At 41.9% G+C, this 22,036-nt stretch carries 19 protein-coding genes; 7 read left to right on the forward strand and 12 right to left on the reverse strand.

Annotated features, from left to right (window positions below; genetic code table 11):
- Positions 1-54: 54 nt before the first annotated feature.
- Both ACIY19_RS04640 and ACIY19_RS04645 read right to left on the reverse strand, forming a co-directional pair.
- Positions 55-2,034 carry a CAP domain-containing protein gene (locus ACIY19_RS04640; protein WP_409002806.1) on the reverse strand — a complete coding sequence of 660 codons (1,980 nt, stop codon included), beginning with the start codon at positions 2,032-2,034 and terminating at the stop codon, positions 55-57.
- A gap of 497 nt (positions 2,035-2,531) precedes the next feature.
- Positions 2,532-3,923 carry a Cof-type HAD-IIB family hydrolase gene (locus ACIY19_RS04645; RefSeq protein WP_409002807.1) on the reverse strand — a complete coding sequence of 464 codons (1,392 nt, stop codon included), beginning with the start codon at positions 3,921-3,923 and terminating at the stop codon, positions 2,532-2,534.
- A gap of 65 nt (positions 3,924-3,988) precedes the next feature.
- Here ACIY19_RS04645 and ACIY19_RS04650 point away from each other — a divergent pair, with 65 nt between their 5' ends.
- The gene (locus ACIY19_RS04650; protein ID WP_001124808.1) at positions 3,989-4,951 is read left to right on the forward strand and encodes an asparaginase; all 963 of its coding nucleotides are present in this window, start codon (positions 3,989-3,991) and stop codon (positions 4,949-4,951) included.
- Between the two features lie 53 nt (positions 4,952-5,004).
- On the opposite strand, the gene ccpA is transcribed toward ACIY19_RS04650, so the two are convergent.
- Positions 5,005-6,015, reverse strand: coding sequence for a catabolite control protein A (gene ccpA, locus ACIY19_RS04655; protein WP_001090635.1), 1,011 nt, complete (start codon positions 6,013-6,015; stop codon positions 5,005-5,007).
- A 203-nt stretch (positions 6,016-6,218) separates the two neighbouring features.
- On the opposite strand from ccpA, the gene ACIY19_RS04660 reads away from it, so the two are divergent.
- Positions 6,219-6,536, forward strand: coding sequence for a DUF960 domain-containing protein (locus ACIY19_RS04660; protein WP_409002808.1), 318 nt, complete (start codon positions 6,219-6,221; stop codon positions 6,534-6,536).
- A gap of 50 nt (positions 6,537-6,586) precedes the next feature.
- Here the strand turns inward: ACIY19_RS04660 and ACIY19_RS04665 are convergent, their stop codons facing one another.
- The 7 genes from ACIY19_RS04665 to ACIY19_RS04695 form a co-directional block, all read right to left on the reverse strand.
- Positions 6,587-7,870: a hypothetical protein gene (locus ACIY19_RS04665; RefSeq protein WP_061426603.1), complete on the reverse strand. Its 1,284-nt coding sequence runs from the start codon at positions 7,868-7,870 to the stop codon at positions 6,587-6,589.
- Positions 7,863-8,684: a 2-amino-4-hydroxy-6-hydroxymethyldihydropteridine diphosphokinase gene (folK, locus tag ACIY19_RS04670; RefSeq protein ID WP_070656913.1), complete on the reverse strand. Its 822-nt coding sequence runs from the start codon at positions 8,682-8,684 to the stop codon at positions 7,863-7,865. The genes ACIY19_RS04665 and folK overlap by 8 nt, the downstream gene beginning before the upstream one ends.
- A gap of 41 nt (positions 8,685-8,725) precedes the next feature.
- Entirely contained in the window at positions 8,726-9,280 is a 555-nt protein-coding gene (folE, locus tag ACIY19_RS04675) for a GTP cyclohydrolase I FolE (protein ID WP_000380933.1), read from the reverse strand.
- Positions 9,261-10,583, reverse strand: coding sequence for a bifunctional folylpolyglutamate synthase/dihydrofolate synthase (locus ACIY19_RS04680; protein WP_409002809.1), 1,323 nt, complete (start codon positions 10,581-10,583; stop codon positions 9,261-9,263). The genes folE and ACIY19_RS04680 overlap by 20 nt, the downstream gene beginning before the upstream one ends.
- A gap of 1 nt (position 10,584) precedes the next feature.
- The gene (folP, locus tag ACIY19_RS04685; RefSeq protein ID WP_409002810.1) at positions 10,585-11,565 is read right to left on the reverse strand and encodes a dihydropteroate synthase; all 981 of its coding nucleotides are present in this window, start codon (positions 11,563-11,565) and stop codon (positions 10,585-10,587) included.
- 76 nt (positions 11,566-11,641) lie between these two features.
- Positions 11,642-12,349 (reverse strand): CPBP family intramembrane glutamic endopeptidase, encoded by a 708-nt coding sequence (locus ACIY19_RS04690; protein ID WP_000653640.1) that lies wholly within the window; start codon positions 12,347-12,349, stop codon positions 11,642-11,644.
- Positions 12,350-12,402: 53 nt separating this feature from the next.
- Complete coding sequence (locus tag ACIY19_RS04695; RefSeq protein ID WP_409002811.1) at positions 12,403-13,821, reverse strand: NCS2 family permease; 1,419 nt, start codon at positions 13,819-13,821, stop codon at positions 12,403-12,405.
- Positions 13,822-14,008: 187 nt separating this feature from the next.
- Between ACIY19_RS04695 and ACIY19_RS04700 the strand changes: the two genes are divergently transcribed.
- The 5 genes from ACIY19_RS04700 (at position 14,009) to ACIY19_RS04720 (ending at position 19,055) form a co-directional block, all read left to right on the forward strand.
- Complete coding sequence (locus tag ACIY19_RS04700) at positions 14,009-14,821, forward strand: Cof-type HAD-IIB family hydrolase (RefSeq protein WP_409002812.1); 813 nt, start codon at positions 14,009-14,011, stop codon at positions 14,819-14,821.
- Between the two features lie 224 nt (positions 14,822-15,045).
- Positions 15,046-16,065: an alcohol dehydrogenase AdhP gene (adhP, locus tag ACIY19_RS04705; protein WP_000649185.1), complete on the forward strand. Its 1,020-nt coding sequence runs from the start codon at positions 15,046-15,048 to the stop codon at positions 16,063-16,065.
- 234 nt (positions 16,066-16,299) lie between these two features.
- Positions 16,300-17,289, forward strand: a complete 990-nt coding sequence (locus ACIY19_RS04710; RefSeq protein WP_409002813.1) for a PTS sugar transporter subunit IIB — start codon at positions 16,300-16,302, stop codon at positions 17,287-17,289.
- Positions 17,290-17,316: 27 nt separating this feature from the next.
- Positions 17,317-18,120 (forward strand): PTS mannose/fructose/sorbose transporter subunit IIC, encoded by an 804-nt coding sequence (locus ACIY19_RS04715; protein WP_050222833.1) that lies wholly within the window; start codon positions 17,317-17,319, stop codon positions 18,118-18,120.
- A 23-nt stretch (positions 18,121-18,143) separates the two neighbouring features.
- Complete coding sequence (locus ACIY19_RS04720; protein WP_050222832.1) at positions 18,144-19,055, forward strand: PTS system mannose/fructose/sorbose family transporter subunit IID; 912 nt, start codon at positions 18,144-18,146, stop codon at positions 19,053-19,055.
- A 63-nt stretch (positions 19,056-19,118) separates the two neighbouring features.
- On the opposite strand, the gene ACIY19_RS04725 is transcribed toward ACIY19_RS04720, so the two are convergent.
- Together ACIY19_RS04725 and ACIY19_RS04730 are read right to left on the reverse strand one after the other, a co-directional pair.
- On the reverse strand, positions 19,119-21,347 hold the full coding sequence (locus ACIY19_RS04725) for an HAD-IC family P-type ATPase (protein ID WP_409002814.1): 2,229 nt from the start codon (positions 21,345-21,347) through the stop codon (positions 19,119-19,121).
- 172 nt (positions 21,348-21,519) lie between these two features.
- Positions 21,520-22,036, reverse strand: a 517-nt coding sequence (locus tag ACIY19_RS04730) for an IS3 family transposase (protein ID WP_261056701.1), incomplete at its 5' end; no start/stop codon positions are given.

Genomic DNA, 22,036 nt, shown 5'->3' on the forward strand with positions numbered 1-22,036 from the left:
AATTGTTTAAAGCCTCTATCTTATTTAGAAAGTAGTCAATCTCAAAAGATTGAATTATTTGTAACTGTATGCCCAGTAGTATACACCGTTTCCATCAACTACTGCTGCTACAGCTCCTTCAGTGACATTTGGATCGAGAAGCAAGTCTCTCAAACCACTGTTTGCCCATTTCTTAACGACAACAGCTGCATCTTCATCACGACGTCCAACAAAGCCTGAGCTATCGTATTGACGTGAGATTTCATTTACTTTTGGAAGTGCTTGATTTTGATAAATGTCTTCTGACCATGTCAACTCTTTCAAGCCTTGAGCTTTACGCTCTTCATTGATTTTAGCGAAAGCTTCTTTAGCTTTTGAAACATAGTCATAGTTTGTATCGTTTGTTGCTTCAACACGGTAAACAAACTTAACATAACCAAATTCTACATCACTGTATTTCTTATCCTCAACACCACTCTTAAGATTTGCAATCAAGACATAATCCTTAGCATATGGGTTTTCTTTGGTTTTTTCAAAGATTTCTGGATCTTCGATTTCCCATTCAACTTTGGCATCCCATCCTGCGTTATCAAGGAACTTAGGATTCATCTTTTCGATAACGTAGTTCTTGAACTCTTCAACATTCTTGAATGGCAATGCTTGACCTGCTTTAGCAGTCGTTACCAAGTTAGTTGAGTAAAGTTTCACGCTTGAGTTCTTGTCACTGTACATGTACTCGTCATCAGCAGTATTTTCGTGAAGTTTTGGATCACGAGCTGGATCGTTTGGATCAGTCATCCCTTGAAGTTTCCATTTTCCTCCAAGCCACTTCCAGTATGCTGAGTAACCTGTACGCTCTGAGTTAGATGGTACATAGTAGTAATGTGCACTACCGTCGAAGTAGTAGTTTTTATCATTTTTGAGGACTGCATCACCTGGTTTACCTGGTGGGTAAACCAATTTTGGAGTTTGTCCATTTGGTGCCCAAGCCAAGTGTTCCAATCCTTCAGCTGGTTTTTCAACATAATCAGGGATTTGATTTTCACTTGGTTCATCAGTTGTTACCAAACCTGGTGTTGTTGGGATAGCTGGAGTTGCTGGTGTTGCTGGTTTTGGTTCCGCTGGCGTTTCTGTAGATGGTTTGAATGGATCAAATTCACTATCAGCACCATTAATTGGTGGGTTTTCTGGTAGGTCAACACTTGGAGTTGCTGGTTGTGCTGGTTGTGGCTCAGCTGGTGTTGTTGGCTCTTCAGGTTTATCACTAGGAGCTGGTGTTGGAGTCTCTGGTTCTGCTGGCGTTGGAGCAGGAACTTCAGGTTGACTTGGTTGTGCTGGTTCAACCGGAGTTGTTGGTTGTGCTGGTTTTGGTTCAGCCGGTGTTGCCGGTTGTTCTGGAGTTGTTGTATCAGCAGAATCTTTCACCAATACCCACTTACCATTTTGGTAGTAGTAATAATCACCATTATCCAATACATAGTAATGGTAACCATTTTCGTAACGATAGTGCGGATCGTTTTCCAAGTTGTTAGTAGATGAGTTATTATTACTGTTGTTTGTCAAAGGTTTCCACTGACCGTTGCGATAAATACGGTAGCTACCGTCGTTCATACGGTAGTAGTGATTGCCATTCCAGTAAATATAGTTTTCATCGCTAGCAAGGTTGTTGTAATTATTCCAGTAGTTATAACCATAGTAGTTGCTACTGTTGTCATAGCCATAGTAGTTATTCCAATTATTGTAACCGTAGTTGTAACTTGGGTAATAGCTACCATATCCATAGTTATAGCTTGGGTAGTAGCTATTGTAGCCATAGTTATAGCTTGGGTAATAACTATTGTAGCCGTAACTTCTTACAGTATAGTTTGATGTACGGCTACGATTTGCAGTAGTACGATTAGTATTACGAGAAGATGAACGACGACTAGATGATGTATAGTATCTATTGTTACTATATCCGTTAGAAGCAGCGTGAGCTTCACTTGGTGCAAAAGTTGGAAGCATTGTTACAGCTGTTAAAACAGAAGCTGTCAAATAGGTATATTTTTTCTTCATTTCAACCTCTTAATTCTTTAATTTTTAAACTTGAAAATTAAAATAATAAAAATTTGGAAAGCAATTGTGCACAATTTTATAACTAAACCTCAAAGCTAGAGTGAACTCCTCACATCAACTTGTTAACAGGCCTGAAATAAACAAGTTGACTCTCTGTCTTAAAAAAGAGCATATTGTAGTAGTATGAGGATTTTATATTTATTCGCTTTCTGAATTTATTCTAACACATCAACTTTCAAATGTCAAATAATTTGACTTGTCTTTTTTTGATGTTTTTTTAAAAGAAAAGCTAGATATATTAGTAATGTATCTAGCTTTTCAACTATTCTTTGTAAGCAATGTAATTTCCCGTTGTTTTATTTTCACTATCTTTTCATTTTTTTCTTTTCTTTTTCTAGTACAAATATGCTAATAATAATTAGTGATATATATAAAATTGTTCGGTTTTTCAGCTCAAAAAATCCCCGAATTTTTCATCCAGGGAAAAGAAATTTCTCTTATTTTTTATTTTTTCTTTCTTTATGTCGCTCATAAGCTTTAAACTGACGTTGTAGTTCCTGTCGGATGGCAGGTTCTGGAGCATATTTTTCTTCCCAGTCTTCTGGTTTTAAAATCTTGTGTGTAACTGGATCAAAATGAGCTTTCCCATCAGGGAAAACCTTCCCCATATTTGCCTCATGAACAATGTCAAAGATACGTTCTGGATCTACTCCCATCAAAACAAAACTACCGTATGTAAAATACAGTGTGTCAATCAAAGCATCCACTTGACCGACCAGATTTTGCTTAGCAGGCGTCTTTTTCGCCACTTTCTCTGCCGCCTTATCAAGTGCCTCATGCATGCTTGCAAGGGAGTTTTGAAATTCTTCCTCCAAAGAACTTGCTGCGCGAACAAACTCTACTAATTCTTCAATTTTAAAATCTGCTCGGTGGGTTGCACCTTCAGCATCCCATGCCTGTGGCTCTTCTTGAGTTCGTTCATCCATCATGTGGTGGAAGGTTTTGACCTTATTAAAGTGGTAGTCCCGACTGACAAACACTTTTTCTGAAGCCAAAACACCAAAGTGCTCGAGCGCCTTGTGGATACCATCTTGTTGATTACTTGCCGTAATATGCTTGGCGACTTCTTTGACACTGCTACTGCCATTTCCCATAGCAACCGACATCCCAACACCCGCCAACATTTCTAGATCATTGTCTGAATCACCAAAGGCCATGACTTGATTGAGATCAAATCCATATTCTTTCCCGACTCGGCGAATGCCTTCTAGTTTGGAATTTCCTTGGTTGATGATATCTGCTGCAAAAGGATTGCTTCGAGTTAATTTCAAATCTTCAAAATCAGCTGCTGCCTTCTCAGATTCCTCTGGCGTCATCAGCATCAAAACTTGATAAATGGGTTGATTAATCAAGTTAAGCAGGTCGTCTTCCTTTTGAGGAACTGCCTTGCTAACCATTCGATTAAAGGAACGGCTAACGGTTCTTGTCAGCACAGTCGGAATAAAACGACTAACCAGTTGTGAAAAGGAGCCGAGACCAAATGACATAATCTTCGAACCAACAACGGCATGCTCGGTTCCAAGAGCGATTTCTTTACGCTCCTTTTTAGCGTAAGCAATCAGTTGACGCAGGCTTGACTTAGCAATCGGACTTGCAAAGAGCACCTTTTCTTTATTAAAAATGTATTGGCCATTGTAGGTCACCGCAAAGTCTAGGTCCAAGTCTTCCATCAATTCCTTGACAAAAAACGGCCCTCGTCCTGTCGCTACTCCAACAAGCACTCCTTGCTCTTTGACAATCTTAATCGCGTCCTTAGTGGATTTCAAAACACTCTTGCGATCGTTGACTAGCGTTCCATCGATATCAAAAAAAACAGCCTTGACTTCCATCCTGTCCCATTCTCCCCTTTTGTGTTACAATGATTATACCACATTTCAGAAAGAGTGACTAAATCATGCCTAAGAAAATCCTTGTTTTACATACAGGTGGGACTATTTCCATGCAAGCAGACGCCACTGGTGCCGTTGTAACTAGCCAGGAAAATCCCATGAACCATGTTTCCAATCCGCTTGAAGGGATTGAGGTTCATGCCCTAGACTTTTTTAATCTGCCAAGCCCTCATATCAAACCCAAGCATATGCTTGCACTCTATCATAAGATTAAAGAGGAAGCTGATAACTATGATGGAGTTGTCATCACACATGGTACAGATACCTTAGAAGAAACAGCCTACTTCCTTGATACCATGAAAATTCCGCCCATCCCCATCGTTCTAACAGGGGCCATGCGTAGTTCAAACGAACTTGGTAGCGACGGTGTATATAACTATCTGAGCGCGCTGCGAGTTGCCAGTGATGACAAAGCAGCCGACAAGGGTGTGCTGGTCGTCATGAACGACGAGATCCACGCAGCCAAGTATGTTACCAAAACTCATACGACCAATGTCAGCACCTTTCAAACCCCAACACATGGACCACTTGGCCTCATCATGAAGCAAGAAATCCTCTACTTCAAAACGGCTGAACCTCGTGTCCGGTTTGATCTTGAGCATATTCAAGGTCTGGTTCCCATCATCTCAGCCTATGCCGGTATGACAGACGAGCTGATCGATATGTTAGACTTGGAACAGCTGGATGGCTTAGTTATTCAGGCCTTCGGAGCAGGCAATATTCCCAAAGAAACAGCTCAAAAGTTGGAAAATCTCCTCCAAAAAGGAATTCCAGTCGCCTTGGTCTCACGATGCTTTAATGGCATTGCTGAACCTGTCTACGCCTACCCAGGTGGAGGAGTGCAGTTGCAACGAGCTGGTGTTTTCTTTGTCAAAGAACTCAACGCTCAAAAAGCGCGCCTCAAATTATTAATTGCCCTTAATGCTGGACTAAAAGGACAAGCTTTGAAAGACTATATGGAAGGCTAATCCTCTTCTCTAGAACACAAAATCAGGAAATCTTCACGATTCCCTGATTTTTTCTATTTACGTTTTCGTGTAGAGCGACGTTCTGTCAAACCATGAGGCAAGAGAACTTCACGTTCTTCCAACTCTTCCTTATGCATAATCTTCGTCAACATACGCATGCTGATAGCACCTAAGTCATAAAGAGGTTGGGCAATAGTCGTCAAGTTTGGACGAGTGAATCGTGCAATCTGAGAGTCATCTGTCGTGATGATTTCAAACTCTTCTGGCACAGATACGCCATGGTCAGCCAAACCATTCAACACACCTGCCGCCAATTCATCACCTGTTACAACTGCGGCTGTAGCTTGTGATGAAATCAAGCGTTCTGCCAAGGCATAACCATCGTCATAGCTGTATTTTGATTCAAAGACCAATCCCTCGCTATAAGAATGTCCTGCTTTTTTCAAGGCTTCCTTGTAACCGATCAAACGAACCTTGCCATTGATATCATCGACGAGTGGTCCACTCACAAAAGCAATCTTTTCGTTTTCTTTGAGAAGGTAGCTTACAGCATCAATCGTTGCTTGTTTGTAGTCGATATTGACACTTGGAAGTTGGTGTTCTACATCCACAGTACCAGCAAGAACAACCGGTGTCCGTGAACGAGAAAACTCTGAACGAATCTTTTCAGTCAAGTGATAGCCCATAAAGATAATCCCATCGACTTGTTTTGAAAAGAGAGTGTTAACCACTGAAACTTCCTTTTCATCATCCTCATCACTATTTGCAAGGACAATGTTATACTTGTACATTTCAGCAATGTCGTCAATCCCCTTAGCAAGTGTTGAGAAATAACCATTGGTAATGTTAGGAATCACAACTCCGACTGTCGTTGTTTTCTTGCTAGCCAAACCACGTGCTACCGCATTTGGACGATAGTCCAAGCGATCAATCACTTCTAGGACTTTTTTTCGAGTGTTCTCTTTAACATTCTTGTTGCCATTAACGACACGGCTAACTGTTGCCATTGAAACTCCTGCTTCACGGGCGACGTCATAAATCGTTACTGTATCATCTGTGTTCATTCCGTTTCCTTTCTATAATGAAAATTTCGCTTTCACGCATCTACTTACTCCATTTTATCACTTATTGTAAACACTTTCAAGTATTTTTTAGAGAAACTTTGAAAAAATTTCACAGTTTATTCCCATTTTGAAAAAACGAGTAGGATTTCTTGATTTTTAAGACATTTTGCTGTATGATAAGGAAAATAAAGGGGGAGGAGAACATGGCTTTTACAAATACACAGAGACGTTCCGCTAGTTTTGGCGTCGTGACCAGCCTGCCTGACGATGTCATTGACTCTTTATGGTTCATTATCGATCATTTCCTGAAAAATGTCTTTGAATTAGAAGAAGAACTTGAGTTTCAACTGCTCAACAATAAGGGGACCATCACCTTCCATTTTTCTAGCCAGCACCTTCCGACTAGCATTGATTTTGACTTCAATCATCCTTTCGATCCGCTTTACCCTCCTAGGCTCCTTATTTTAGACTTGGACGGCAGAGAAACCATCCTCCTTCCTGAAGAAAATGACCTATTTTAAAAACTCTAGCTTCTTGGCGTAAACTGCTGAGGAACTAGAGTTTTCTTTTTCTAATAAATGGAGCGACTAACAACTAGACCATTGGGTTTTGTGTACTCTAAATCAAGGTAATCCTGATAAGTCCCTGGCACAATGAAACCTTGGGGACTCAATATATCAGTTCCAGCTTTTCCCACGATAGAGTCTGCCAGCAAAACACAATTGGTACTGAGAACAAAGTAGGTCTTAAACTCAGATGAGCTGAATTTATAGAGGGTCGCATCTGCTTCCTCTTTCAGTTGGTAGGAGTAGGTATGCTTGACCTCTCCCTCTCTTCTTTTCATCAACTGCGAGCTTGGTTCCCAAGGAATTAACAGGTCTTCTATCTCCGCTAAACGCGCTTGGATAGCTGCTTTCTGTTGGTCCGTCAAACTCAGGCCATAAGCAAACAAGGTCTTCTGACTTTCCCTCTTACAGAGCTCGATGTATTTTTCCCGATTGGCTTTAAACAAGACACCGTCTCCAACCATGCCGAATAAGCGCTCCGAGTGAGGATCATACGAGCCATAGGAAATAACCGTCCCTTGATAGCAAATATCCACATGCCCCATGGCAAGGAAGAAAGAGGTTTCTGAGGTATGAATAAAAATTTCTAGATCAACCACCTGATCGTTTTTTCTTTCTGAATGAACTTCTCCTTCTTGGTTTTCATGATTTGACAGCCACTCATTCAGTTTACGCAAGGTGCTGATAGGGATCAGAGCCGTCACAAAGATCGGCAAGGTCATTCGCATACGTCGTTTCAGCTTGGGATTGTTTTCTATCCTTTCAAAAAAGAAACCGTCCCGGAGGCTACTAGCTCCTAGCATGAGCAAGTAAAATCCAAACAAGAGCAATTCAAAATTCGCTGCATCGTGAAAAGGAGAGATGCTATAAAGACCGAATCCTATCATCCATACAGCATCGAAGAGATGATGAAGCCGAGGATGAATGGCATTTTTTCGATAGAGAGACCAAGTCACAAGACTAATGATGCCCGTAAACAGCTGGTAGCTCGCAATGATAAAAACCAGGAGATAGAGGGCAAGGTCTTGCAAGATGATAGAGTCAAACACCAGAGCCGCAACCACCAGCTTGCCCAGGGTTACAAAGATATTTTCCCGACGTTTTTTATCTTGAAACCAGCGAGTCAACAAGTGCCAAACTGCTGACAAGGAAAAGTAGCCCATCAGCAACTGGTACCCCATTCGCGGAATAACTTGTCCAAAACGAATCAAGAGAAGCCCTAAAACAATAGCAAGCAGTCCCTCCCCGATACTCTTCCACTTGCTATAGGTCTCGGAAAGCTTAGGCATTTCCTTGCTCCAACTGGTCAACCAAGTAACGAATTGGTTGCTTTAGGATCGGATGGATAAAATGGGGAGCTATTTCCACTAACGGCTCAAGAACAAAGAGGCGTTCTGCTATATAAGGATGAGGCAAGATGAGCTCGTCTGTGTAAATAATCTGGTCCTCCACAAAAAGCAAGTCCAAATCAATCAAGCGAGGCCCCCAATGCACTTCTCTAACCCGTCCCATTTCTGACTCAATGGCTAACAATGTTTCTAACAAGACTGGTGCTGGTAGCCAGGTTTCTACTTCAATCACCTGATTAGCAAAGCTATCTTGTTCCACACCACCCCAAGGCTCCGTCGCCAAGACACTGGACTCTTTGAGAATATGGATACCTCGAGTCCGCAGTTTATCAATAGCTTGTTCCAAGTTCGCTTTCTTGTCTCCCATATTACTTCCTAGGGCGATAAAGGCTCGCTGCTTACGACGGCGAATGGTCACCGAGCAGGTATCCAATGGCAAATGCACTGGAGCCCAAGGTTTTTTTAGTTCCAACTCAATCTCTTGGACAAGAGGATAGGTCTCAAAGGTACGTTCAACTAGTTTGTAGGCTACCGTTTCAATCAAGTCCTCAGTGGTTTCCTGAAACCAAGTCGTCCACTGCTGACACAGTTCTCCGTAATGGACAGAGGCTGTTAAATCCAAGTCTGTAGCCGCCTTGGTCATATCATAGGATAAGCTTGCGGAAATAACAAACTTCTGCCCCAATTCTTTCTCACTAGGGAAAAGACCATGATAGGCAAAAATTTCCAAATCTTTAATCTGCAGTTGATCCATAACTAGTCCTTTCTAGAAAAATCCGCTTAAAGCGGATTCTTTTATAGTCCCATTAAACGATAAGCCTGGTCTCGGAGGTCCTTATCCGTCTCAAATACGCCACGGGCTACAGTAGTCAAAGTCGCAGTACCTGGCTTTCTGACACCACGCATGCTCATACACATATGTTCCGCCTCAATGACAACAAAGGCTCCCTTAGCCCCCAGATAGTCCATCAAGGCATCAGCCACTTCAATATTCAACCGTTCTTGAATCTGTGGTTTTTTAGAGTAGACTTCAACTGTACGAGCTAGCTTGGACAGGCCTGCCACACGACCGTCTGGAATATAGGCAATGTGCGCTCTCCCATAGAAGGGCAAGAAGTGGTGTTCACACATGGTGTGGAAAAAGATATCCTTCTCCACCACCATATTATCGTCGATAATCTCAAAGGATTTTGACAGGTGTTCCTCAGCAGTTTGGCCAAGACCTGAAAAAATCTCTTGGTACATACGGGCTACACGAGCAGGTGTTTCCTGCAAGCCCTCGCGGTTAGCATCCTCACCGACAGCCTCAATAATCATTTTTACAGCCGTTTCAATCTTTTGTGTATCCATTCTCGTTCTTCCTCTCCATCAGATAGGCTCTCACTTGGCTCAAGAAATACAAGGAACCCGTGACAATCCTAACTGTTTGTTTCTCTTCATTTTTATCTGTCAATTTCTGCTCTAGAAAATCCTGCCAACTTTGGTAATTGAGATTTCTAGACTTGGCTGTCTCTTTCAGCACGCTTTCATCCGTCGCCCGACTATCGTCAAAATGGGTTAAGGTCAATTGACTATCTGGCATCGTCTCTAGTAAATCCAGCATATCCTCCAAAGCCTTGGTTTTAATACACGTAAAGAGGATTTCCTTATGATAATCCGCAAAGCGTTCTTGCAAGGTTGCTAATAAAGCCTTGATAGCATGGGGATTGTGGGCCCCATCCAAAAGCAACAATGGGGCGCTAGACAGAACCTCCAAACGCCCTGGCCATCTGGTTTCCTCCAAGGCTTGAGCGACCAAGGCATTACTTGCAAATTCTCGCCCAGTCTCCTGGCAATAAGTGTCTAGGAGGGCAAGCGCCATCCCTGCATTCTCAATCTGATGCAAACCAAGCAGACCTGTCTGAAAGCGACCTTGTCTGACAGCACTTGTATAGTCAAATACCTCACCTGTCACCACACTTTCTTGATAAGAAACTTGATAATCACTCCCATAGGCAAGTCTCGGCGCATTTTTAGCTTCTGCAATAGAGTCTATCACAGTCAAGGCTTCAAGAACAATATGACCTGTCACCAAAGGAATACCTTGTTTGACAATACCAGCCTTCTGCTCTGCTATGGCCCCCAAGGTGTCCCCAAGTAGGGCTACATGGTCCAGTCCAATGGTCGTAATCCCTGTCAAAATTGGCTGACAAACATTAGTACTATCCAAAAGACCACCCATGCCGACTTCCATGATAGCCACATCTACTTGCTCTAAGGCAAAGTAATCATAAGCTAGAGCTGTGATAATCTCAAACTCGGTTGTTCCCTGCAAATTGTCAGCCGATTCTCCCTCAAGCAAAGACTGATAGTCTGCCATGAGGGCTTCTAGCCTAGCCTCGGGGATAGATTCCCCATTGATGCTAATCTGATCCGTATAATGAATGAGATAGGGCGAGCTGAACACCCCAACTCTCAGTCCTAGCTTTTCCAGCATCTTTTTCAAAAAAGCAATGGTAGACCCCTTGCCGTTGGTCCCACCGATGTGGATAACCTTGAGTTTGAGATGGGAGTTGCCTCGCAGAGCTAGGAGTTCCACCATTCGCTCCAAACCAAAATGCGGTTGGTCCGTTCGGTAGTGGGCAATCCACTGATTGTTTTGAATTTCGTTCATCTTACTTATATTGTTTTAAATCTAGATTTTCTGCATCATCTGCTAAACGAATAGCAGAGGCAATTTCAACCGCCATCCTGTGACTGGCTACGTCATGTACGCGGACCACTTCCACACCCTGTCTCGCAGCGATACTGGTTACATGAGCCGAAGCTGTGTCCCGATTGCGGAAACCAAGTTCGGTCTCAGGATTAACTTCAAAGCCATTTTCCTCCAGGATATTAATAACAAACCGCTTGCGCGAAACACCAAGAAAGATTGGATAGCCTTGCTGGTGTAGTTTATCTAGATCCCGTAGAAGAAGCAGATTTTCTTTCTTAGTCAGACCAAAGCCAATTCCTGGATCCAGTAGAATATTTTCTCTTGCAATCCCAGCTTGATCCGCTCTCGCTAGAGCTCGTTCAAAGAAAGCCTCCATCAAGTCTTCGATTGGCATTTTTTCAAAGCCAGCTAACTCTTCTTCTGTAAAAGCTTGTCCAAAACCAAAATGAGGAAAGATGAGCGAACTAGGATGCTGAGGACGAGCCATAACTGGATTAAACATGATAACCACCTTCGCTCCAGCCTTAGCAACCACATCCGCCATTTTCTCATCTCCCATGAGACCCGTGATATCATTGACCAGATTGGCACCAGCAGCCAAGGCAGCCTCTGCCACCTGACTTTTCCAAGTATCAATGGAAATGAGAACATCACTTTCCTCACGGATAGCTTTAATCACTGGAACAACACGCTGGATTTCCTCTTCTATCTCAACATAGCTACTGCCCGGCCGGGGCCGGGTCGATTCTCCACCGATATCTAGCACACTCGCTCCTTCAGCTATCAATTTACGAGCTTGCTGGAGCGCCTGGTCAAGAGCAAGAAACTGCCCACCATCCGAAAAGGAGTCTGGGGTTACATTGATAATTCCACAAATAGCTGTTTTTTTGTGGTTGACTTTATTGGACATAACGGTCACTTCCTTAAGGCTTTTCATCATATTATTTCTCTATTTTACCATAAAAAGAAAAAAGATGGACACGTTAGTATTCATCTTTTCCAAGTAGGCCAATTGTTTAGAATGATAGACCTAGATTTCTACTAATCAATACCAATAAGGCCAACAAACAAAATGCAATACCATTGAGAATCATATGAAGCAAAATGGACATCTCCAAACGCTCAGTCTTATAGGCTGTCCAAGTCAAAACCGTTGACATTCCTCCATAAATAATCACAGAAGGTAGATTGGTTGGCATATGAAGCAAGGCAAAGACGATTGCACCAACAATAAAGCCTAGTTTTTCTTTTCCACGGAAAATCTTTTTTGGAATAATCCCACGACACAAAATTTCTTCACAAATCGGCGCAATCAAGACTAGTAGGAAGAAAGTTGAAATCAAGGAACTATTCTGAACCAAACCATTCAGTATTGATTGGTTACTGGTTGTTGCCTCATTTGTTAGTCGAAGCAGGAGTGAACCCAAGAGATTTGTCGCAAAAATCACCAGATAACTCAGTACCAAGCGAGCCAAGTCTTTTGCCTTAAAAAAGGATAGATTAAAAGTAGCAAGTTGTGTTTTTCGTGCACCAATAATAAATACAATCAAAACGACTATGGATAGGGCACCAACTAAGAGCCCTGACTGTAAAATCGGAAACTGTTTGTTTGCTAAAAACAAAGCAAGTCCTATGGGAAATTGAGATAGAACAAAAGCTACCAAAAGGATGATCACCCATTTCCCTCTGTTTAAAACCTCTTGCCAAATCGTCTTATCTTTCATGATGTACCTCCTTATAAGAAAAAGGGGAGACTCCCCTTTTTCTATTATACCATTTATAGTGCCATACTGATATAGTTAAGGATAAACAAGGCATCCAAAATCCAAATCATCACGTGCACATCCTTGGCTTGACCTTTGACAAGTTTTGTCAAGGTGTATGTCAAGAAACCAACTGCGATCCCTTGAGTGATTGAGTAGCTGAATCCCATAAAGATAGAAGTAAAGAAGGCAGGAACTGCTTCTGACATATCATCCCAAGGAATATTTTTAAGATTAGACAGCATCATAATTCCGACGATAATCAAAATTGGTGCTGTTGCTGCTGAAGGAACAATAGCAAGAAGTGGGCTAAAGAAGCTAGATAGAGCAAAACAGATCGCAACCACTAGGGCTGTCAAACCAGTACGTCCACCAGCACCGATACCAGCCGCAGATTCAACATAGGTCGTAACGTTTGAAGTACCTGCAATGGCACCTACCGAAGTTGCCACCAAGTCAGAGTATAGAGCCTTGTCCAATTTAGCGGACTCATGGTTTTCCCCACTTGTCGCAACAATACCAACTTTTTCACCAGTACCGATAAGAGTACCGATTGTATCAAAAATATCCGTTAGTGAGAAGGCAAGAATAGCCATCAAGGTTTCTGGTAAACGCGAAGTGTTTGAAATCAAAGATCCTAAACCTTCTGAACCAAGAGCAGCACCAAACAAAGTTCCTAAATCATTAACCGCTGCTGAAAGATTGTTGCTAGCAAAGTCAATCCCTGATAATTTGACAACACCAACAGCAATGGCAAGCACAGTCGTTGTTAAAATAGAAAGAATGATTCCACCCTTGATGCCTTTAACAACAAAGAAAATGGTAATAGCCAAACCTGCAAGAGCTACCAATACGGCTGGAGTATTGAAGTCTACCAATCCTGGAACAGCTGCGGAGTTTGCAGTAAGTGCAGCTTGAGCCTTGTCTGCTCCTTCACCTGCTACCGTATAAGTACCTGGATCGATTGAGAATTTCAAGAGACCAGCATTCTTAATTCCAACATAGGCAAGGAAAACACCAATACCAGCCGAAATAGCTGAACGAAGTGTTGTTGGAATAGATTCGATGATCATTTTACGAACATTTGTTAAGGTAATAATCAGTGAAATAATTCCACAAATGAAGACCATACCAAGAGCCTCTTTCCAAGTATAGCCCATCCCAAATACAACTGTAAAGGTGAAGAAGGCATTTAGTCCCATACCTGGTGCTTGTGCGTACGGCAAATTAGCATAGAAAGCCATCATCAAAGTACCAACTACAGAACCGATAATCGTTGCCAAGAACACACCTTGAACAGGCATACCCGTTTGGGAAAGCATTTGAGGGTTTACAAAGAGAATATAACTCATTGCAAAGAATGTTGTTAAACCAGCAAGCACCTCTGTACGGACATCTGTCCCGTGCTCTTTTAGTTTAAATAGTTTGTCCATCTTTAATCTCCTTTTGTTTTTTACGAACAATATCAGTATTATATCATTTATCATTCACCTTTTCAATATGTTTGTTTGAATTATTTAATAAATCAAAGCAACTGTAGTTTTTGTTCTTGTCTGCTTTTCTTCCTTCTTTTTGATATAATAGTAGACATCTTATCTGGAAACGACTAGGAAGGTTTATATGACTAAAAAAATTATCGCAGTCGATTTGGACGGAACCCTGCTAAATAATGAAAGCAAGCTCTCCGATTTCACCAAAGAGACGATCAAAAAAATTTCAGAAAAAGGACACCATGTCATCATCACGACAGGCCGTCCGTATCGTATGTCAAAAGATTTTTACCGTGAACTAGGCTTAGACACTCCTATGATTAATTTCAACGGCTCCCTTACTCATTTACCAGACCAAGTTTGGGACTTTGAAAAGTGTTTGACGGTAGACAAAAAATATCTGCTAGACATGGTTCGACGTTCTGAGGACATTCAAGCCGATTTTATCGCTGGAGAATACCGTAAAAAATTCTACATCACAAATCCCAATGAAGAAATTGCCGATCCTAAACTATTTGGTGTAGAAGCTTTCCAGCCTGAAGATCAATTTCAGCCAGAGTTAGTAACCAAGGATCCTAACTGTATTCTGTTACAGACCAGAGCCAGTGACAAATATGCCTTGGCAAAAGAAATGAACGCCTTCTACCAGCATCAACTGTCTATCAATACCTGGGGAGGTCCGCTCAATATCCTTGAGTGTACCCCAAAAGGTGTCAATAAGGCCTTTGCTTTGGACTACTTGCTCAAGGTAATGAACCGCGACAAAAAAGATTTGATTGCTTTTGGAGATGAACACAATGATACCGAAATGCTCGCTTTTGCTGGGAAGGGCTATGCCATGAAAAATGCCAATCCAGAGCTACTCCCTTATGCAGATGAGCAAATTGCCCTGACCAATGACCAAGATGGAGTTGCCAAAACCCTGCAAGACTTATTCTTATAGCCCCTACTGACCAGCTTGCGAGCTGGTCTTTGTGCTCTTTTCACAGCCTCATCAACCAGTTAATCGATTGTTCTATTTTTTACCACCAAAACCTTGGAAAAGGCTTTCTTTTGTGATATACTTTACATATAAATACAAGAGAGCTCGTTACACTCGACTCTGTTGACACAAAATCAATCCAGTCCCGTTGTCCCTGTTCTCGGTCAATATAAAGGAGGATAGCTATGAAAGCTGTTGTTGTAAATCCAGAAAGCACTGGTGTTGCTGTTGAAGAAAAAGTACTCCGCCCACTTGAAACTGGGGAAGCACTTGTAGAAATTGAATACTGTGGTGTTTGCCACACTGACCTCCACGTTGCCCATGGCGACTTCGGTCAGGTACCAGGACGTGTCCTAGGTCACGAAGGTGTCGGTATCGTTAAAGAAATTGCCCCAGATGTGAAAAGCCTTAAAGTCGGTGACCGCGTCAGCGTTGCTTGGTTCTTTGAAGGATGTGGTACTTGCGAATACTGTACAACTGGTCGCGAAACCCTTTGCCGTACAGTGAAAAATGCCGGCTACTCAGTAGATGGTGGTATGGCTGAACAATGTATCGTAACTGCAGACTATGCTGTCAAAGTTCCTGACGGACTTGATCCAGCCCAAGCCTCTTCTATCACATGTGCTGGTGTAACAACCTATAAAGCCATTAAAGAAGCCAAAGTTGAACCAGGCCAATGGGTTGTTCTTTACGGCGCTGGTGGACTTGGTAACCTAGCTGTTCAATACGCTAAAAAAGTATTCAATGCTCATGTCATCGCAGTTGATATCAATAACGACAAACTTGCCCTTGCAAAAGAAGTAGGTGCTGACATTGTGATTAACGGCCTCGAAGTTGAAGATGTACCTGGACTCATCAAGGAAAAAACTGATGGAGGAGCTCATTCAGCGGTCGTAACTGCTGTATCTAAAGTTGCCTTCAACCAGGCTGTTGACTCAGTTCGTGCTGGTGGTCGCGTCGTCGCTGTTGGTCTTCCTTCTGAAATGATGGAACTCAGCATCGTGAAAACCGTTCTAGATGGAATCCAAGTCATCGGTTCTCTTGTTGGAACTCGTAAAGACTTGGAAGAAGCCTTCCAATTCGGTGCAGAAGGTTTGGTAGTTCCAGTTGTTCAAAAACGTCCAATAGAAGATGCCGTAGCCATTTTCGACGAAATGGAAAAAGGTCAAATCCAAGGACGTATGGTACTCGACTTCACCCACTAATCTAATAAAAATCTATTTTAAAAGTTGGAATACGCTTCCAACTTTTTTATATTAAATTTTTTAATAAGGATTCAAAAAAACGTCTCCAAAACTCAATATATCAATATTTTCAGATGTAATCTTTTTAATTATTTTATGATAAATAGTTGATTTTTAGATGAAAACGGTTTATACTTAAACAGTCTTAAAGTTTTCTTAAACGAAAACTAAAACAAAAAAGGAGGAATGACAATAATGAGTATCGGAATCATTATTGCGAGCCACGGCGAATTTGCTGCGGGTATTCATCAGTCAGGATCTATGATTTTTGGTGAACAAGAAAAGGTTCAAGTTGTAACCTTTATGCCAAACGAAGGTCCTGATGATCTATACGCTAAGTTTAATAACGCTGTTGCTGCATTTGACGCAGAAGATGAGGTTCTAGTTTTGGCTGACCTTTGGAGTGGATCTCCATTTAACCAAGCTAGTCGCGTGATGGGAGAAAATCCTGAGCGTAAGTTTGCCATCATCACAGGACTTAACTTACCGATGTTAATTCAAGCCTACACAGAGCGCCTGATGGACGCTGCTGCAGGTGTAGAAAAAGTCGCTGCTAATATTATTAAAGAAGCCAAAGATGGCATCAAAGCTCTTCCAGAAGAGTTAAATCCAGTTGAAGAAGTTGCAACTGCTGCAGCTGCTCCAGTTGCCCAAGCTGCTATCCCAGAAGGAACTGTTATCGGAGATGGAAAACTCAAGATTAACCTTGCCCGTCTTGACACTCGTCTCCTTCACGGTCAGGTTGCAACTGCTTGGACTCCAGATTCAAAAGCAGACCGTATTATCGTTGCTTCAGATAACGTTGCCAACGACGATCTTCGTAAAGAATTGATTAAACAAGCAGCTCCAAATAATGTCAGAGCCAATGTGGTTCCAATTCAAAAATTGATTGAGGTTTCAAAAGACCCACGCTTTGGAGAAACACATGCCCTTATCTTGTTTGAAACACCTCAAGATGCCCTTCGTGCAATCGAAGGTGGCGTGCCAATCAAGACTCTTAACGTTGGTTCTATGGCTCACTCAACAGGTAAAACATTGGTCAATACCGTTTTGTCTATGGACAAAGAAGATGTTGCTACATTTGAAAAAATGCGTGACTTGGGTGTTGAATTCGATGTCCGTAAAGTACCAAATGATTCTAAAAAAGATTTGTTTGACTTGATTAACAAAGCCAATGTCAAATAAGCCATTATTTATGAAAGGATTTTAAAGATGTCTATTATTTCTATGGTTTTAGTAGTCGTTGTAGCCTTCCTTGCAGGTCTTGAAGGCGTCCTCGACCAATTCCAATTTCACCAACCACTTGTAGCCTGTACCCTTATTGGGCTTGTAACAGGTCACTTGGAAGCAGGGATTATCCTCGGTGGATCGCTTCAAATGATTGCCCTTGGTTGGTCAAATATCGGTGCTGCTATCGCTCCTGATGCTGCACTTGCTTCTGTCGCTGCTGCCATTATCATGGTTCTTGGTGGTGACTTTACCAAGACAGGTATCGGTGTTGCCCAAGCGGTTGCTATCCCTCTTGCCGTTGCTGGTCTATTCTTAACTATGATTGTACGTACAATTTCAGTTGGTTTGGTTCACACTGCTGATGCTGCCGCTAAAAAAGGTGACTTCGGCGCTGTGGAGCGTGCGCATTTTATTGCGCTACTTTTCCAAGGACTTCGTATCGCGCTTCCCGCAGCTCTTCTCCTTATGGTTCCAACTGAAACTGTACAAAGTATCCTTAGTGCCATGCCAGACTGGCTCAAAGATGGTATGGCTATCGGTGGTGGTATGGTCGTTGCCGTTGGTTACGCTATGGTTATCAACATGATGGCAACTCGTGAAGTATGGCCATTCTTCGCTCTTGGTTTCGTTCTTGCTGCTGTATCAGATATTACTCTAATCGGATTTGGTGCTATCGGTGTTGCTATCGCTCTTATCTACCTTCACCTTTCTAAAACTGGTGGAAATGGTGGCGGAGGAGCTGCAACTTCTAACGACCCAATCGGCGATATCCTAGAAGACTACTAAGATAAGAAAGGACTGAAAACATCATGACTGAAAAACTTCAATTAACTAAATCAGATCGTAAAAAAGTTTGGTGGCGTTCAACCTTCTTACAAGGGTCTTGGAACTTTGAACGGATGCAAAACTTGGGCTGGGCTTATACACTCATTCCAGCTATCAAAAAACTCTATACTAAAAAAGAAGATCAAATCGCTGCTCTTGAGCGTCACCTTGAGTTCTTCAACACTCACCCATACGTAGCTGCTCCAATCATGGGGGTTACTCTTGCGCTTGAAGAAGAACGTGCTAACGGTGTGGAAATCGATGACGCTGCTATCCAAGGGGTTAAAATCGGTATGATGGGACCTCTTGCTGGTATCGGTGACCCAGTATTCTGGTTTACAGTACGCCCAATCCTTGGATCTCTCGGTGCTTCACTTGCCCTTACTGGCAATATCTTGGGCCCACTCCTCTTCTTTGTTGCATGGAACTTGATTCGTATGTCATTCTTGTGGTATGTTCAAGAGGTTGGATACAAGGCTGGATCAGAAATCACGAAAGATATGTCTGGCGGTATCCTTCAAGACATCACTAAAGGTGCTTCTATCCTTGGGATGTTCATTCTTGCTGTCCTTGTTCAACGCTGGGTAAATATTAAATTTGCTTTCGATGTTTCTAAAGTTCAACTAGATGAAAAGGCTTATATCCATTGGGATAAATTGCCAGAAGGATCTAAAGGTATCCAAGAAGCATTCGCACAAGTAGGACAAGGATTGTCTCAAACACCTGAAAAAGTTACTACTTTCCAACAAAACTTGGATATGTTGATTCCTGGACTATCAGGACTACTCCTTACTTTACTTTGCATGTACTTGCTTAAGAAAAAAGTATCTCCAATCACTATTATCCTTGCCCTTTTCGCAGTGGGTATTGTGGCACATGTTCTTCACATCATGTAATCCAAGCCATCGAGAATATAGATAAAAAAAGAATCAGGATTAAACCCTGATTCTTTTTGTGTATCAATTTTTTCTTCTAGTCAGATAATGCAAGCCTCCAATCACCACTGCTAGGATGGCTACATAGACGACTTGGGTGGTTTCTAAAGGCACATACGCTCCTTGCAGTATAAAGGTATTGACAAGCACTCCAACAAGGGCTGCAAGGCTCAAAAGTATGAGCAAGACTAGTTTGTATCGATTAAATGGCAGGCTGACCTTGGCAACCAGACACAGACCATTGATCAGGGCAAGGAGGAAGCAAATAAATTTGACCTGACCAGGGACAGTAATAAAGAAGTTCGTCAAGAGTACACTAGCGACTAGAACGCCACCACCAATCGTAGCATTGGTCAAAATATCTCGCATAAAATGTGTACTAACCTTTTCTTTATTGGACTCAAAAGTTAGGAAGAAAGATGGAATCCCAATCGTAATAGCTGAAATGATTGTAAACTGAATAGGGATAAAGGCGAATTCCAAACCAAATATCACACTCAAAATCGCAAACACGATGGAGAAGAAGGTCTTTGTTAGAAAGAGAGAGGCGACCTTTTGAATGTTATTGATGACACGGCGTCCTTCCATCAAGATATCATAAAATACTGCAAAGTCATCTGTCAGGAAAACAATATTGGATACACTTTTGGCTGCACTGGTAGCACCATTCATAGCGAAACTAATATCTGCTTTCTTAAGAGCTAGAACATCATTGACCCCGTCACCACTCATGGCAACTGTTTTACCAGCATTTTGCAAAATAGATACCATCTTTTGCTTCTGTTCAGGTGTCACACGTCCAAAGATATCGTGGTCCAAGACCACTCTTTCAAAGTCCTCATCACTCACCTTGGTCATATCAATCGCCCGCGCTGATTCTTTAAATCCTGCCTTACGAGCCACCCCATATACAGCTACATGATTATCCCCACTGATAATCTTCACTTCAACACCTTGAGATTCGAAATAGTCAAAGGTTTCCTTGGTATTGTCCTTGATCTCATCTGACAAAACGACATGCCCTAGTAGTTCCATATTGGCTGGGCTTGTAATCTGGTCCTTACTATGAGCGAGCGATAAGATTCGAAAACCTTGCTGTTTGAGATGTTCATAGTAAGGATCCATCGCTTGGGTAAAACCGAGAAACTCATAAGCACCGAAAAAGTAAGTTCCTCCATCTTTAACTTGGACAAAGGAATACTTGTTTTTACTTGAAAAGGCACCAACTTCTTGAACTTCCCATTTTTTCTCACAGGTTAAGTAAGTCTTCAGAGCCCGCGAAGTCGCATTCTCATCCTCGAAATAAGCCAGATAAGAAGATAGTTTCTCTGCTACATTAGCATCCATTTCTTGGACCTTCATATTCCCCGTCGTGATAGTTCCTGTCTTATCAAAACAAAGAACATCTACTCGCGCCAAGGTCTCTACACAGTATAGCTCCTGCACTAGAACCTTCTTTTTAGCCAACTTCATGGCTGCTACCGCTAGGGAGACGCTAACCAAGAGAATCAAACCCTCTGGAATCATGCCGACCAAGGCACCTGAACTTCCCAAGACGATCTCAACATAAGACCGTCCTAGACTAAAACCTCTGATATAGAGCAGAATGGCAACTGGCACCAGCAAGATCGAGACGATTTTTAAAATCTTATCCATGTAATCGCGCAGTTGAGAAGGATATTTTTTGAATTCCTTGCTGGATTTTGCGAGTTTATTGATATAACTATCTGGACCCACAGCTGTAGCAAGGACCAGACACGTGCCACTGACGACATTGCTTCCGCTCATCAGCTTATCACCAACCGTTTTAAAGACTGAATCACTCTCACCAGTCAACAAGGACTCATCCACTTCAATATTCCCTTCAAGGACTTCTGCATCAACAGGCACCTGATCACCCAGATTGAGATGCAGATACTCCCCTAGAACGATGTCCTCCGGATCAATCTCAATCGTTTGACCATCTCGGTTGACTCTGTACTTACTTTTACCAAGCAAACTTAGCTTTTCTAGAGCATTTTTTGAACGCACTTCTTGGAAAATCCCAATGGCTGTATTGATAGCAATCACACCTAAAAAGAGCATATTCTCAAATCGCAAGGTTGTGGCTACCAGAACTGCCAGAGCCAAGTTCATAGCATTAAAGAAGGTAAAGATATTTGAAACGACGATTTCCTTGGTTGTTTTATAGGGTTTAATGTCGCTGATATTTCGTTGACGATCCTTGATGTCTTGACTGCTTAAATACTTCATTTCTACTCCGATATCCTTTTGTACTACTATAGTAACACATATCTTTTTCTCTGTCACTTAAATACTCAAAATAAGAAGAACTCCCTTGGCAAGCATCATCTATCCCCACTTTAAGAAGGACTCAAAAAAGAAGCTAGGATTTGTACTGACCCCAAAAAGTTAGACAATTAATTTAAGCAAAGGATTTAGTTCTGTATTGTACAGGGCTAAGTCCTTTTAGTTTTACCTTAATTCGTTTATTGTTGTAGTAATCAATATAGTCTACAATAGCTTGTTCCAATTGCTTAAGCGACTGAAACGACTTCTCATAACCATAAAACATTTCCGATTTCAGAATCCCAAAGAAGGACTCCATCATACCATTGTCTGGGCTGTTACCCTTACGTGACATGGATGCTTGAATTCCCTTACTCTCTAGGAACCGATGATAAGAATCGTGTTGGTATTGCCAGCCTTGGTCACTATGGAGAATGGTATTCTCGTAATGTTCCTCACCGAAAGCCTGGTCTAACATAGCTTTTACTTGTTCTAAGTTCGGTGATGTAGAAAGATTATAAGCGATGATTTCGCTGTTAAAACCATCTAAAACTGGCGATAAGTAAAGCTTTTGAGTGCTTGCTGGAATGGCAAATTCTGTCACATCTGTGTAGCACTTTTGCATTGGTTTGGTTGCTTCAAATTGACGTTGA

Source organism: Streptococcus sp. ST14 (genome assembly GCF_046098195.1).
Lineage (GTDB): Bacteria > Bacillota > Bacilli > Lactobacillales > Streptococcaceae > Streptococcus.